Origin of the sequence: Nonomuraea sp. NPDC050536, assembly GCF_044457685.1 — a bacterium.
GTDB lineage: Bacteria > Actinomycetota > Actinomycetes > Streptosporangiales > Streptosporangiaceae > Nonomuraea.
Window position 1 is genome coordinate 1 of record NZ_JBITHD010000028.1, and the last position, 14,948, is coordinate 14,948.

Sequence of the window (14,948 nt, forward strand, 5' to 3'; positions counted from 1 at the left end):
TCTCGATGATTGCATTGTCGAAGCACGTCCCGGTTCTGCCCGTCGAGGGACGGACGCCGGCCTGCTCGCAGCGCCGGCCGAAGGCGATCGAGGTGTACTGCACGAGCTTCGGCCACCAGGGGGATACGTGTGCGGCATGATGATCGGCCGTGCTCCTTCGCCTGGCCTATCTGGCCGTTACGAACGCCTTCACCGCGCTGCGATGGGGGATCGGGACAAGGATGTTGAGATTCTCGCCCTGCGCCACCAGATCACCGTTCTTGAACGGCAGCTCGGCGCCGGCATCAGGGTGAGATTCGGGCCCGAGGACCGGGCCTTTCTCGCCGCGCTGCTGACCTCGCTGCCGCACGAGGTCTTGCGCCGGCTGCGGCTTCTCGTCCGGCCGGATACCGTCCTGCGCTGGCACCGCGATCTGATGAAACGGCGTCACGCCCGTACCTGTCGGCCGAACAGGCGAGGGCGCCCGCCCACGGTCTGCTCTATCCGTGTTCTCATCTTGCGACTGGTTCGCGAGAACCCCTCGTGGGGATATCGGCGGGTGCACGGTGAGCTCGCCACGCTCGGCATCAAGGTTGCACCGTCCACAGTCTGGGAGATCCTGAAGCAGGATGAGCTTCCCCCCGCCGTCCGGACGGCGCGACGCCACCGCGTTCCACCTCGAATCAGGGCGCCTGGGCGTGCTGGCCTCACGCCACCGCTACGCCTGCATCGTCGTCGCCCGCGCCGGGATCCCCGAGCTCCTCGACGCCCACCCCAGCACGGGGCGGGTGCGGCTCAACGTGCCGATCAAGTTCCCCGACGGCTGGGAGGCCAACCACGCCGTCCTCGCCCACCTCGCCGGACCGCGTTCCAGCCTGATCGTCGGGCGGCTCAAGCGCAGCCTCCGCGGCTCCGGCGCCGCTCAGCCGTCGAGGTCCGGCGGGCCGTCTCGCTCAGGTCCGGTAGGCGGCGAGGAACACGCGGACCCCTTCGTCCGCGAAGTGCTGGAGTTCCGCGGGGGTGTACTGCTGCTCGTCCCCGAAGAACATGGCCTTGTCCATCGGCTGGGACAAGATCAGCCAGGCGAAGTGGCTGGCGGCCAGGGACGGATCGTCGATCCGCAGCAGCCCCCGGTCCGCCAGCTTCTGGAAGCAGTCGGTGAACGCGTCGATCGTGCGTCCCGGCGCCCGCTGGTAATAGTCACGCGCCACCACCGGGAAGCGGCCCGCCTCGGCGATGAGAAGCCTGCGCAGCTGCAGCGTTCGCGGCTGGATGACCACGGTGATGTATCGGCGGGCGAGCTCACCCAGGTCCTCCTCCAGGTCCTCGGTGCCGACGAGCTGGGCGACGACCTCGGTGAACTCGCCGACTCGGTCGGTAGCGCCGAGGATGATGTCGCGGAACAACTGTTCCTTGTCGGTGAAGTTCTTGTAGACGGTCTGCTTGGACACCGCGGCGAGGGCGGCGACCTCGTCCATGCTGGTGCCCTGATAGCCGTTACGCAGGAACAGCCCGGTGGCCGCCTCCATGATCGCCCTGCGTTTGCGGGCTGAACGGCCCTCCACCTGCGGCGTCGTCTGTGTCACGTCTGTCATCGTCCGCTCCTCTCCTCATTTTCAGTTTAGTACTAGACGGCTCAGTACTCAAACGAGTACTGTACGGTCCAGTACCGAACGAGCTCGAGAGGAAGCGCCATGAACAAGGTCATCTCCACGGACGGGACCCCCATCGCGTACGACAGGATCGGCTCGGGACCGGCAGCCATCCTGATCGGCGGCGGACCCACCGACCGATCGGCGAACGCGCCGGTGGCCGACCTGCTTGCGGGCGACTACACCGTCTACAACTACGACCGGCGCGGCCGGGGCCAGAGCGGCGACGCCACGCCGTACTCAGTGGACCGCGAGTTCGAGGACATCCAGGCCCTGATCACCGAAGCGGGCGGATCGGCGATGGTGTACGGGACCTCCGGCGGCGGGATCCTCGCCGTCCAGGCCGCGGCTCGCGGTCTGGCCATCACCAGACTGGCGCTGTGGGAGGTGCCCTACATCCTCCCCGGCACCCGCCCGGCCGTCCCCGCCGACTATCGCGACCAGCAGTTCGCGCTGCGCGAGCAGGGCCGTCACGGCGACATGCTCGAACTGTTCTTCCTGGAGGCGGTGCTCATGCCCGCCGAATTCGTCGCCGGAATGAAGGCCGGCCCGTTCTGGGAGGCGATGGGCTCCACTGCGCCCGCCCTGGCCTACGACGCCGAGGTCGCCGGTGACTTCTCCCTGCCCGCCGACCAGTTGGCCTCCATCACCGTTCCCACGATCGTGATCGACGGCGGGACGATCCCCTGGGTCAGCACCGCCGCCGAGGCGATCACCGCGGCCCTGCCCACCCCCCAGCGCCGCACCCTGCACGGTCAGCCCCACAACGTCGACCCGGCGGCCATCGCCCCCGTCCTGGCGGAGTTCTTCGCCGCCTGAGACCGCGTCGCCCAGGCATCCCCAGAGACACCACCCACCGAGGAGAGGTCATGAGGAAGATCGTCGCGCACCTGTTCGTGTCCGTGGACGGTGTCATGGAAGCATCTGAGGACTGGCACTTCCCCTATTACAACGAGCAGATGGGCGAGGTGGTAGCCGCACAGTTCCACGAGTCCGACATCCTGCTGCTCGGGCGGACCACCTACGAGGTGTTCGCCGCCTCCTGGCCGCAGCGCGGCAGCGAGGTGCCGCTGGCAGAGCGGATCAACACGATGCCCAAACTGGTCGCCTCCACGACCTTGGACACGGTGCGGTGGCACAACACCACCTTGCTCGGCGGCGACGTAGCCGCCGAGCTCACCAAACTCAAGGAGGAACCCGGAAACAACATCACCATCAGCGGCAGTCCCACCCTGGTCCGGTCACTGCTGCGTGAGGGCGTCCTGGACGAACTCCAGCTGCTAGTCCACCCCATCGTCCTGGGCCGCGGCCGGCGCCTTTTCGACGACGACCGGCAGACACCGTTGCGGCTGATCGACTCCGCGACCTTCAGCACCGGTGTCGTTCATCTGACCTATCAGCCCGCGCTCCACCCCTAGAGAGGCCGACAGTGATGAGATTCCGAGTCACACTCGAGCTGGCCGGCAAAACCGCCACGGGGTTCCAGGTGCCCGACGAGGTCGTCGCCGACCTCGGAGCGGGCAAGCGGCCCCCCGTCCGCGTCACGATCAACCGTCACACCTACCGCTCGACCGTGGCGTCCATGGGCGGCAGATACATGGTCGGGATCAGCGCGGAGAACCGCACACACGCGGGGGTCTCCGCGGGCGACGACGTCGCGGTGAACCTCGAACTCGACACCGAACCCCGCGAGGTCACCGTGCCGGCCGATCTCGCCGAGGCCCTCGATCGCGACGCCGAGGCCAAGAGATTCTTCGACACGCTCTCCTATACCAAGAAGCAGTGGTTCGTTCTCTCCGTCGAGGGAGCCAAGAAGCCCGAGACCAGGCAGCGACGTCTCACCGAGACGATCGCCCTGCTCCGGGACGGGCGTACCCGCTGACAGAGCAGGGCGCCATGTTAGTTCTGAAGCCTGACGAAGTCCGGATCATCGATGATCATCCGCCATGTCCCGTCGGCCTGGCGGCGCGCGACCTCGGCCGTCTGCCCCGTCGCGTGGAAAGGCTGACCATCGGGCCTGGCGATCTCCATGGTCCACACCCCCGAGGTCAGTGCCAGGTCACCGGTGAGGACCGCGCTGACGGGCTCGGCCGTCATGAGGGGCTCGGCGGCCAGGAAATCCCTCAACACCAGCCGGATCTCCTCGATCCCCTGAGCGATGTGCCCGGCCGGATAGTGCAGTGCCGCGTCAGGCTCGTAGAGCTCTTCGAGCCCCTCCAGATCGCGGGCGTTGACCCGCTCGACGAAGAGTGGCTGGAGATCCTGCGGCCGCAGGGCCTTCCGCCGCACCTGCGAGTTGACCGGGGACAGGGATTGAGCGTGCTCAGCCATCATCACCCGCTAATTCCTATACCTTTGCCGCGATTCGCCGCACCCCGGCCACATTGCGCCTGCCGATAATTACATCCGCCCAGGTCAAGGCCTTGTGGGGTTTCTGTGTGACGTGCACGAGCTTCGGCCACCAGGGGGATACGTGTGCGGCATGATGATCGGCCGTGCTCCTTCGCCTGGCCTATCTGGCCGTTACGAACGCCTTCACCGCGCTGCGGCTGCTTCCGATGGGGGATCGGGACAAGGATGTTGAGATTCTCGCCCTGCGCCACCAGATCACCGTTCTTGAACGGCAGCTCGGCGCCGGCACCAGGGTGAGATTCGGGCCCGAGGACCGGGCCTTTCTCGCCGCGCTGCTGACCTCGCTGCCGCACGAGGTCTTGCACCGGCTGCGGCTTCTCGTCCGGCCGGATACCGTCCTGCGCTGGCACCGCGATCTGATGAAAGGTTGTACCGTCCACAGTCTGGGAGATCCTCAAGCAGGAAGGGCTTGATCCGGCTTCCGAGCGTGCGTCCACCACGTGGGCCGACTTCCTCCGCTCCCAAGCCGACGCCCTGCTGGCCTGCGATTTCATCGAGACCATCACCCTCGATGGGCAACGCCAGTACATCCTGGCAGTCATCGAGCACGCCACCAGGCGCGTGCGCGTGCTGGGCACTACCGCAGGGCCCCTGCCGGACTCGGCACGGATCTGCGGCCGCCGGTCGCGCACGTAGTCACAGACCGTCGAGTAGGAGACGCCCTCCATGTCATGCTCGGCGACCAGCCGATCAAAGATCCGTTTGGAGGTGTGCCGCTGCTTGCGGGGGGCGTCCAGATCGGCCCGCAGCATCTGATCGATGTTGGTCTTGAACGGGTCCAACACCGATTTACGCGGTGCCATCTGCTTGCGTGGGGCCGGCCAGACCGACTTCAGCGCGTCTCGGACCGTTCTGCGGTGCACCTGGTACTTGAGCGCGAGCGCCCGGACCGACAGGTGCTCCATCCGAGCATCCCGCCGGATCGCCGCGTACAACTCCACCTTGGTCTTCGGCATCACCCGAACCCCGCAACGTCACCAGCATCCCGAGCGTCCCACGGCTTTCGGGAGGGTGGGGCCAGAAACGGCCGAACTACATACCCCTCATCACGGGCTGGGGCCAGCGGACCTACCCGATCACCATGTTCGACCAGGCAGGTAAGGACGCAGCGCGCCGGCAATTCCGACGGTTAGGCTGGATCATGCGCATCCTGGCCATGCTCGGCCCGTCAGCGCGGCTGACACCAACCCAGAGCGCGGAGCTCGTCATCGAACTGGACTGGGCGAACGGCCGCCTTGGTCCCGACCTCGAGGCGCTGACCTGCCCGGCGACGTACATCGTGGGCAGCGGCGCACATTCGGGTGCCGCCGAAGAAGAGATGCGCATCATGCGTGCGGCCACCGCCGAAGCCACCGCGAGCAATGCGCGTAGATCCGTGTTCGCCACGACGCCTAGCAACCACGTGCAGATCCTGGCCAAGGACCCCGAGACCGTGGCCGCCGCGATCAACGAGGTCGTTCAACAAGTCCGATGAACCACCCACAGACGTCGCGCGGCCATCTCTGCATCGACCTCGGGGCCGAAGGGCCTGTAGGCCTGGCGCGGCGAATAGGCGTACACGTAGTCGAAACGCTGCTCGCGATCGAGTGCCTCGAACAGGTCGCGCCTCACGCGGACCCCTCATGAACCGGATCGGGCTACCCAACGGTACGTAGGGAAATCCGCGACAGCCAGTCTTGACTGCTCCAGGTCAGGCCTGGTGCGCTACCGGCTCGGCGAAAGGGACGCGCCGGTGCGGCCTGATCTGACCCAGGTCTTCGGTGGAGCAATCGACACGGCGACACCCTTCCACTCCGCGGACGCCATGGAGAGGGATTGGTACCCCTCGCGGGTGATGTCGATCGCCTTGTCGCGTCGACGACCTCGACCGAGGGAAGCGCCGCACCTGGAGCCCTGCGGCCTCAGAGAACGATGTTCCCCGGCATGGAACGGCATGGAACGCATCGTAGGTGAGGGAGTCGCGCCGAAGAGACGGCGCTGCCCGGGATCGGCTCAGGATTGAAGCCGTGGGGGGAGCACGTCAATGCGCGCGATGTTATCGGGGAAGGCCAGCATCAAGATCCTGGCCGGCCTAACCGGCCTGGTCCTGGTTGTGGCGATGGCGGGGCAGACGGGATCCGTGACGCCGGTGGCCTTGGACATGGCGTCGACGGCGCTGGACAGCTGTGGCACGGCGACGGCGAGTGCGCCGGCCACGACGGCGGCGGGCACCAGCCCGCCGGATCATGAAGAGCTGGTGAGCCCTAGCGCAACGCAGTCGCACATCGTGGCCTGGGACGGGGCACAGGTCGCGATCAAGCCGGGCGCCCTGGACAAGCAGGTGAGCATCGGCATCACCGATCTGACGAATCCCGAGCTGGCAGCGCTGGACTCCGGCATGACCAACGTCACCGGCAAGGCGCGTTCCGGGTTCCGGTTCACCCCGCATCCGCTGCAGTTCCTGACCGATGTCCAGGTGACGTTGCCCTACGACCCGGCTCTGGTGCCCGGCGACTTCGCCGCGTCGGATCTGTTCACCTACTTCTACGACGACGTGGCCCAGTGCTGGCAGGTGCTGCAGCGGGTATCGGTCGATGAGGTCAACCACACCGTGACGTCGCTGACGAACCATTTCACCGACATGGTCAACGCCGCTGTCACGGTGCCGGAGCACCCGGACAACGTGTCGTTCAACCCGACCCAGATCAAGGGCCTGCAGGCCGCCGACCCGGCCTCTAAGGTGAACCTGATCGGCGCGCCGGGTGCCGACAGCACCGGTGACAACCGGCTCAGCTACCCGATCGAGGTGCCGCCGGGCCGTCACGGGGTTCAGCCTCAACTCAGTGTCGTCTACAGCTCCGAGGGCGGCGACGGCTGGCTGGGTGTGGGCTGGGATCTGTCGGCCTCGGCTCTCACGGTCGACACCCGCTGGGGTGTACCCCGGTATGACGGTGCGACCGAGACGGAGACGTACCTGCTGAACGGCCAGCAGCTGACGCCTACGGCGCATCGTGGCGAGCCGGTCGCGCGGACGGCGGAGAAGGTCTTCCACAGCCGGGTCGAGGGCGGGTTCTCGCAGATCGTGCGCCATGGCGACGATCCGAAGTCCTACAGCTGGGAGGTGACCGACAAGACGGGCATGCGGTCGCTGTACGGCGGAGCGGGCGCGGCCCTGGCCGACGAGGACGGTCACATCTTCCAGTGGGGGCTGCGCGAGGTCCGTGACCCGCACGGCAACGTGATGCGCTTCAGCTACACGCAGGTCGACGACACCGGCCTCGACAACGGTGCGGAGCAGGGGCGCAACCTGTACTTGAAGAAGATCACCTACACCGGATTCGGGGACACCGACGGCCGGTACGCGGTGACGTTCACGCGTGACCGGGAGCTGCACGAGCCGCTGCGTGTGGACAAGACCATCGACGCGCGGGGCGGCTTCAAACGGGTGACCGCCGACCTGCTCCGGCGCATCGACGTGACCCTCGACGACAAACTCATCCGCCGGTACGAGCTGGCCTACACCACCGGTGCGTTCCACAAAACACTGCTGCAGTCGATCACGCAGCAGGACGACAGCGGCACGGTGTTCAACAAGCACGAGTTCGGCTACTTCGACGACATCCGTGACGGGCAGGGCAATTATCAGGCCTTCAGCTCCGAGCAGTGGACCGTGCCGGGCGACGGCCTCCAGTCCAGAGCGGTGAACATCACCTCCGACAACGCCGGTGACGCCAGCGCGCTGAACGCCAACACGAGCACGACCGGCGGCGGGCACCTGTATGTGGGCGTGGGCAGCTCGGAGAGCAAGGCGAACTCGATCGGGCTGAAGGCCGGGTTCAGCCACAGTTCGGACTCCGGGGTGCTGGCCCTGGTCGACGTCGACGGCGACGACCTGCCCGACAAGGTGTTCCGCGGCGATGACGGCCAGGTCCGCTACCGCAAGAACCTGTCCGGCCCGAAGGGACAGCCGCGCTTCGCCGACCGGGCCACGACACTGGACCTGCCCGGGATCATGGGGCAGAGCAGCGACAGCCTGACGCTGGGCGTCGAGGCGTATCCGGGATCGGCCGCGTTGCAGCTGGACTATGTCAACTCCTTCGTCACCACCCAGACCTACTTCAGCGATGTCAACGGTGACCGGATCATGGACTTGGTCGACGGGTCCAAGGTGCTGTTCGGCCGCCTGGGCAGCGACGGCAAGCCGCTGTACGGCATCAGCGCCGACACCCCGGTGCCGGTGATCCCGGGGCAGGTGGACACCGGCGGGCTGCTGGGCGACCTCGGCCCGGACCGGGAGCGGCTCATCGACTCGTTCCCGCTGCTGGACACCGTGCGCCGCTGGGTGGCGCCCTACGCGGGCGTGATCCGGGTCGAGGGCCCGGTGAAGCTGCTGCAACCGACCGCGGTGGCGCCCGCCGACGGTGTACGGGTGGCGATCCAGCATGAGGGCGCCGAGCTGTGGTCGGACACCATCGAGCCGCCGGACGGCAACGACCATGTGCCATCGCAGGTGGACTCCATCACCGTGGCGCGCGGAGACCGGCTGTACTTCCGGGTGCAGTCGCGCTTCGACGGCAGCAAGGACGAAGTGTCCTGGAACCCGGTGATCAGCTATCTGAACGTGCCCGCGACGCAGGACGTGAACCAGCTGCCAGCCTATCGCTACCAGGCGTCGGACGACTTCACCCTGGGCGGCCGGATCGTGACGGTGAAGGCGCCGCTGACCGGCACCCTGCATCTGTCCGGCGATCTGAACAAGAGCGGCGCCACCACCGATGACGTCACCGCCCTGATCACCCGCGACGGCACGCCGGTGTTGCAGCACACGCTGGACTCCGCCTCGGCGGGCACGGCGGCGGTGTCCCTCGACATCGCCGTCCAGCAGGGGCAGACGCTCCAGTGGCGGGTACAGACGGACTCGCCGATCGACGCCGGGCAGATCTCGTGGCAGCCGCGCGCTGTCTACACCGCCGCCGACGGCGTCACCCAGTTAACCGACGCCCAGGGCAAGCCGCTGATCGAGGTGTTCCCGCCGTACAACCTCGATCTGTACCCGGTGGACGGGCTGTCAGCACCGCAGGAGCCTTTCACTGTGTCGCAGGACGGCGACCTGTCGGTGACTCCGTCCCTGACGTTCGACTTCGGCGACGAGAAGCCGTCTGGCCGGGTAGCGTTCACCGTGAAGCGGCGTGGCACGCTGGTCGCCAAGAGCTTCTTCACCCTCGACAAGGGTGTGCTGAGCTCACCCGGCCCGGTGAGCGTCCATACCGCGCCACAGGTTCCGGACGAGCTGTTCTTCGACTTCAGCACGCTGAACCCGAAGCTGCGCTCCTTCCTGACCGGCCAGTCGGTGCAGGTCAGCCAGAATGGCGGCCAGGCCGTCGACGCGCCCAGCGCGTTCCACGACACCGTCCCCGAAGGCGCCTTCCCGCAGCCGTACCGTGGCTGGGGCGCGGTCGGCTACAACGGCAACCGCGAACGGGCCGGGCAGCCCATCGCGCAGGGCGACCTGGTCATCGACGACGACTACGCCGGGCAGCTTCCAACCAGCGTGGACCCGCAGGGCCAGAAGGACGACTTCGGCAAGGACCCGAAGGTGGATCCGCCGAAGGCGGTGCCGTTCTTCCCCTCGCCGCAGCAGGACCGCTGGGGCGTCGGCGACCACTCCTTCGTCACGCGCACCAGCTCCAGCAGCTCCCGGCTGGGCACCGAATCGATCAACCTGCCGAGCGCGTCGGACTTCGCCGGTGTCGCCGTTCCGCGGCTGTCCCGCTCGCAGCAACTGTCGCTCACCGGCGGCCTCGGCGGGACAGTCGGCTCGATCGGTGGCAGCCTGGCCAACGGCACGAGCGAGGGCAAGGTCGACTTCTTCGACATGAACGGCGACCAGTTCCCGGACGTCGTCAGCGGCAACGGCATCCAGTACACCGACCCGACCGGCGGGCTGGGGGCCAAGCACGGTGATCTGCCCGGCGGCGCGGTACGCAGCAGCACCAACGAGTCCGGCAACGCCGGCGTCGGCAGCGCCGCGCGCACCATCCCGACGGGGCTCGGCCGCGGCGGCTCCAACGGCGACACGCCGGGAAACACGGCCAAGTCAGGCAACGACATGCCACCGTTCGGCATCGGCGCGAACCTGGGCGGCAGCAGCTCCGACGGGGACTTCGACCTGATCGACATCAACGGCGATGGGCTGCCCGACCGGGTCCACAAGGACGGCAAGGTGGCGCTGAACCTCGGCTACCGGTTCGGTGCCGCCGAGCAGTGGCGCAACCCGGCCGGGTTCAACGCCTCCAGCGGCGACAACGAGGGGGTGAATCTGGGGTTCAACACAGACTTCTACGGCTTCGCTGGCGGCGCCGCGTTCGAACGCGACGTCACCAGTACGTCCAGCACGCTGCAGGACGTCAACGGCGACGGCCTCGCGGACCGCGTGTTCTCCGGCAACCCGATCAAGGTGGGTCTCAACACCGGTAATGGCTTCGAGCCGCCGGTGCCGTTCCTCGGCAGCCTGCCCGGCGTCACGCGGGACCAGAACGCGAGCGCCAGCCTCGGCGCGTACTTCGAGTTCGGCGTCTGCTTCGTGTTCGTCTGCGTGGTCATCAACCCGGGCGCCAGCGGCTCCACCGGCGCCAGCCGTACAGAGCAGATGTTGAGAGACGTCAACGGCGACGGATTCGCCGACCAGCTGTCGTCGGTCAAGGACGACCAGTTGGTCGTCGCCGGCAACCGCACCGGCCGGACCAACCTGCTCAAGACCGTGACCCGCCCGCTGGGCGGCCGGATGGACTTCGACTACACCCGTGACGGCAACACCTTCGGCCAGCCGCAGTCGAAGTTCGTGCTGTCGCGCGTCGCCGTGGACGACGGGCGCCCCGGCGACGGCCAGGACGTCCAGCTGATCACCTACGAGTACTCCGGCGGCGTCTACGACCGCCTGGAGCGCGAGTTCGACGGGTACGCCACGGTCGTCGAACGCCACCGCGACGCCGGTGCCGACGACGTGGTGTTCCGCAGCATCACCCACGCCTTCCGCACCGATGGCCCGTACACCCGCGGGCTGCCGACGCGGACGCTGACCACCGACGCCAGCGGCAAGAAGTTCCTGGAGACCGAGAGCGACTACGTGCTCAAGGACATCGACCACCCGGACACGGCGGCCGATCCGCACAGCACCACCGCGACGATCTTCCCGCAGCTGGTACGCACCGACAGCCGCTACTTCGAGGGCCAGGCCAACCCCGTCAAGTCAACCTTCACCACGATGGAATACGACCAGCTGGGCAACGTCACTCGCACCTTCGACGCGGGTGAGGCCGGGGCGGCCGACGACCTCGACTCCCGGGTCGCCTACACCGACTGTCCCGCTACCGGGATCGTGGGCGTGGCCACGGCGATCGACGTGTCCGGCGGCGGCACTCTCCTGCGCCATCGCGAATCCACGGTGGACTGCGCCACCGGCGACGTGACCCGGGTCCGGGCCGAGCTCGCCGGCGGCGAGGCCGCCGTGACCGACATGGAGTACTTCGCCAACGGCAACCTACGCTCGGTGACCGGTCCCGCGAACAAGAACAACCAGCGCTTCCGCACCGACTACGGCTATGACGCGACCGTCGACACCTTCGTGGAGTCGACCACCGACAGTTTCGGCTACCACTCGAGCACGACCCACGACCTCCGGTTCGGATCCGTGGCCACCAGCAGCGACATCAACCACCAGTCCATCGCCAACACCTACGACTCGGTCGGGCGGCTGGTCAGCGTGGCCGGGCCGTACGAACTGCCGGAGCACCGGGTCACCGCGTCGTTCGAGTACCACCCCGGCGCGGCGGTGCCGTACGCCATCACCCGCCACATCGACCGGCAGGCTGACGGGGTGCACAGCGACACTATCGACACGATCGCGTTCGTCGACGGGCTCGGCCGTACCATCCAGACGAAGATGGACGCGGCGGTCAGCGCCGCGCCGGGCACGGCGCCGGCCAACGTCATGGTGGTCTCCGGCCGGGCGGTGTACGACTTCCTCGGCCGGGCGGTCAAGCAGTTCTTCCCGGTGACCGAGCCGAAGGGCGCGGCCAACACCACGTTCAACCCGGCGTTCGACACTGTCTCGCCGGTCACCACGACCTTCGACGTCCTGGACCGGGTCACCAAGACCGTGCTCCCCGACAGCACCGTCTCCACCCAGGCGTACGGCTTCGGCGCCGACCGCTCGGGCGTCACCCAGTTCGAAACCGTCGCCGCCGACGCCAACGGCAAGTCGATGCGCACCTACTCCGACGTACGCCGGCAGACCACCTCGGTCAAGGAGTTCAACCCGGCCGGCGGCCAGCCGGTGATCCAGACCAGCTACGGCTACGACGCGCTCGGCCAGCACACGTCCATCGTGGACGATCACAACAACACCACCAGGATGACCTACGACAACTTCGGCCGCCAGACGAGCTTGATCAGCCCGGACACCGGGCGCACCGACACCGTCTACGACCTGGCCGGCAACGTGACCAAGAAGATCACTGCGAAGCTGGCGGCGGAGTCGAAGGCGGTCGAGTACGACTACGACTTCAACCGCATCAGCGCCATCCGCTACCCGATCTTCACCGCCAACAACGTCACCTACACCTACGGAGCGCCCGGCGCGGCCAACAACGCCGCCGACCGGATCACCTCCATCGTGGACGGTGCGGGCACCGTCGCACGGGAGTACGGGCCGCTGGGAGAGGTGACCAAGGAGACCCGGACGGTTTCCGAGCAGGGCAGCCATACGGCGAGCTTCACCACCGAGTACCGCTTCGACACGTGGAACCGGGCGCTGTCGATGACCTACCCGGACGGCGAGGTGCTGACCTACCACTACAACTCCGGTGGGCAGGTCGACTCGGCGACCGGTGCCAAGGCCGGAACCACCTACCCGTACCTGACCCGCTTGGACTACGACAAGTTCGGCGAGCGGGTCCTGCTGGACACCGGTAACGGCACGCGTACCCGCTACACGTTCAACCCCGCCACCCGGCGGCTCGACAACATGAAGGCGAACCTCGGCCAGGGGTACGTCTTCGAGAACCTCAACTACACCTACGACAGCGTCGGCAACGTCACCACCATCCAGAACGACACCGTCGCGCCCAGCAGTCCCGACGTCGGTACGCAGGTCGGCGGGCCGAGCACCGAGACCTACCAGTACGACGACCTGTACCGGCTGGTGCACGCGGAAGGCTCCTACCAGCCGCGGGCGCCGCAGAAGACCGACACCTACCGCGTGGACTTCGCCTACGACAGCACGAGCAACCTGACGAGCAAGAACCAGGTCCACGAACTGGTCGGGAACGGCACCAAGCAGACCGAAGGCAAGCTCACCTACGCCTACAACTACGCCTACGCCCCGGCCCAGCCGCACGCGCCCACCACGATCGGGATCTACACGGTCGCCTACGACGCCAACGGCAACCAGATCAGCCGTGCGCAGCAGCCCAAGCCGCGGCGGCAGAACATCTGGGACGAGGAGAACCGGCTGGCATGCAGCCATGAGAACGTCCAGAGCACGACGCTGCCGCAGACACCGGCCTCCTGCGACAACGCCGGCGGGACGCCCAACGACGCGCGGTACTTCTACGACGACCAGGGCAACCGGATCATCAAGGACGGCTCCACGTTCCACGTCTACCCCAACCAGAACTACTCCACCGACGGCAACCACGAGTTCAAGCACATCTACGTCGGCGCGACCAAGCTGCTGACCAAGGCGGTGGAGAAGAACGGCAACAAGCCCGAGAACCGCCAGTTCTACTCTCACGACGACCATCTTGGCTCCACCGGATTCGTCACCGACGCCTCGGGCGGCCTGGCAGAGCACCTGATGTACGTCGCGGGCGGCGAAACGTGGGTCGACGAGCACCCATCCCAGCCGGTGCCGCAGCAGTACAACGGCAAGGAACTGGACCCGGAGACCGGGCTGTACTACTACGGCGCGCGCTACTACGACCCGCGTACCGCCGTGTGGCAGAGCGCCGACCCCGCCCTGCCCGACGTGACACCTGGATCGAAGGACCTGTCGGCCTACCTGTACGCCCGGGGCAACCCGATCAAGTACACCGACCCGGACGGGCGTAGCCCCACCATTCCGGCCCACTACCACCCCACGCCCGTACACGATCACCAACCCAGCGGCCAGTGGGAGAGCGTCGTCCAGCAGGACCTCAAGGGCCGGTCCGGCTTCTACGAGAACTTCTGCCGCGAACGCACAGTGGAGCGGGTGGCGAGCCTGGCACTGGCCCATGCCCAGGACGAGCCGGTGGCCGCGGAGCACCTGGACCACTACCTGAAGGGCTCCGGCACGACCATCGACGAGAACGCGAACCTGTCCAAGATGCTCGACTCCGACCACTCGGTGGCGTACTTCGTCTACCACTCGGTCTCCAAGGGAATCGAGGCCAGCGTCGCCAAGGGCGTCGACACTGGCTTGGTCACCGGCCACCTCGCTCTGGCACAGGGCGACATCAGCGTGCCGGAGTACAAGAATGCCTTCGGCGCCATCGACCGGGTGGACTGGGAATACAACTTCGGCACCCGCAAGGTCCAGGTCTGGTTCCAGGATCGTTATGAGTGGCATCCGGTCTATCAGGACGCGGCCAAGAAGGATATCTATTCGAGGTTCGACGACGATGGGCGACGGCCGACCAACTGCATCCATGCGGCGATGGTGGAGATGAAGGCACACGGCGCGCGTGACTACACGATGACCGGCGAGACCTACATCAACCTCAGCGATCTCCAGCAGAGTGCGAGCAAATTCAACATCAATAGCAGGGGCTCCACTCCATAAGGGGTTCGGTACGGCGGGCCGGTGAAATGGTCTCCTGGTTTTGACCGGGAATGGCCGTCGGCACCGGCCCGCCGCGCGTCTACCGTCCAGCCATGACCAGCGTT

The 14,948-nt window shown here is 67.1% G+C and carries 10 protein-coding genes; 5 read left to right on the forward strand and 5 right to left on the reverse strand.

Features of this window, described 5'->3' with window-relative positions; translation table 11 throughout:
- Positions 1 to 166 precede the first annotated feature (166 nt).
- On the reverse strand, positions 167 to 430 hold the full coding sequence (locus tag ACIBHX_RS45985; protein ID WP_397074527.1) for a hypothetical protein: 264 nt from the start codon (positions 428 to 430) through the stop codon (positions 167 to 169).
- 502 nt (positions 431 to 932) lie between these two features.
- Complete coding sequence (locus tag ACIBHX_RS45990) at positions 933 to 1,574, reverse strand: TetR/AcrR family transcriptional regulator (RefSeq protein ID WP_397074528.1); 642 nt, start codon at positions 1,572 to 1,574, stop codon at positions 933 to 935.
- 99 nt (positions 1,575 to 1,673) lie between these two features.
- Here ACIBHX_RS45990 and ACIBHX_RS45995 point away from each other — a divergent pair, with 99 nt between their 5' ends.
- From ACIBHX_RS45995 to ACIBHX_RS46005, 3 genes are read left to right on the forward strand one after another with little or no spacing between them, the layout of a single operon-like run.
- On the forward strand, positions 1,674 to 2,450 hold the full coding sequence (locus ACIBHX_RS45995) for an alpha/beta fold hydrolase (RefSeq protein ID WP_397074529.1): 777 nt from the start codon (positions 1,674 to 1,676) through the stop codon (positions 2,448 to 2,450).
- 50 nt (positions 2,451 to 2,500) lie between these two features.
- A complete protein-coding gene (locus tag ACIBHX_RS46000; RefSeq protein ID WP_397074530.1) occupies positions 2,501 to 3,049 on the forward strand; it encodes a dihydrofolate reductase family protein in 549 nt (182 codons plus the stop codon).
- A gap of 14 nt (positions 3,050 to 3,063) precedes the next feature.
- Positions 3,064 to 3,513, forward strand: a complete 450-nt coding sequence (locus tag ACIBHX_RS46005; protein ID WP_397074531.1) for a YdeI/OmpD-associated family protein — start codon at positions 3,064 to 3,066, stop codon at positions 3,511 to 3,513.
- A gap of 17 nt (positions 3,514 to 3,530) precedes the next feature.
- On the opposite strand, the gene ACIBHX_RS46010 is transcribed toward ACIBHX_RS46005, so the two are convergent.
- Both ACIBHX_RS46010 and ACIBHX_RS46015 read right to left on the reverse strand, forming a co-directional pair.
- Positions 3,531 to 3,965, reverse strand: a complete 435-nt coding sequence (locus tag ACIBHX_RS46010; protein WP_397074673.1) for a YybH family protein — start codon at positions 3,963 to 3,965, stop codon at positions 3,531 to 3,533.
- Entirely contained in the window at positions 3,965 to 4,999 is a 1,035-nt protein-coding gene (locus tag ACIBHX_RS46015; RefSeq protein ID WP_397074532.1) for a hypothetical protein, read from the reverse strand. The genes ACIBHX_RS46010 and ACIBHX_RS46015 overlap by 1 nt, the downstream gene beginning before the upstream one ends.
- Before the next feature lie 125 nt (positions 5,000 to 5,124).
- On the opposite strand from ACIBHX_RS46015, the gene ACIBHX_RS46020 reads away from it, so the two are divergent.
- Positions 5,125 to 5,517: a hypothetical protein gene (locus ACIBHX_RS46020; RefSeq protein WP_397074533.1), complete on the forward strand. Its 393-nt coding sequence runs from the start codon at positions 5,125 to 5,127 to the stop codon at positions 5,515 to 5,517.
- Here the strand turns inward: ACIBHX_RS46020 and ACIBHX_RS46025 are convergent.
- Entirely contained in the window at positions 5,502 to 5,654 is a 153-nt protein-coding gene (locus tag ACIBHX_RS46025) for a hypothetical protein (RefSeq protein ID WP_397074534.1), read from the reverse strand. The two genes, ACIBHX_RS46020 and ACIBHX_RS46025, sit on opposite strands and share 16 nt — an antisense overlap.
- Positions 5,655 to 6,066: 412 nt before the next feature.
- Here ACIBHX_RS46025 and ACIBHX_RS46030 point away from each other — a divergent pair, with 412 nt between their 5' ends.
- On the forward strand, positions 6,067 to 14,844 hold the full coding sequence (locus ACIBHX_RS46030) for a SpvB/TcaC N-terminal domain-containing protein (RefSeq protein WP_397074535.1): 8,778 nt from the start codon (positions 6,067 to 6,069) through the stop codon (positions 14,842 to 14,844).
- Positions 14,845 to 14,948 lie beyond the last annotated feature (104 nt).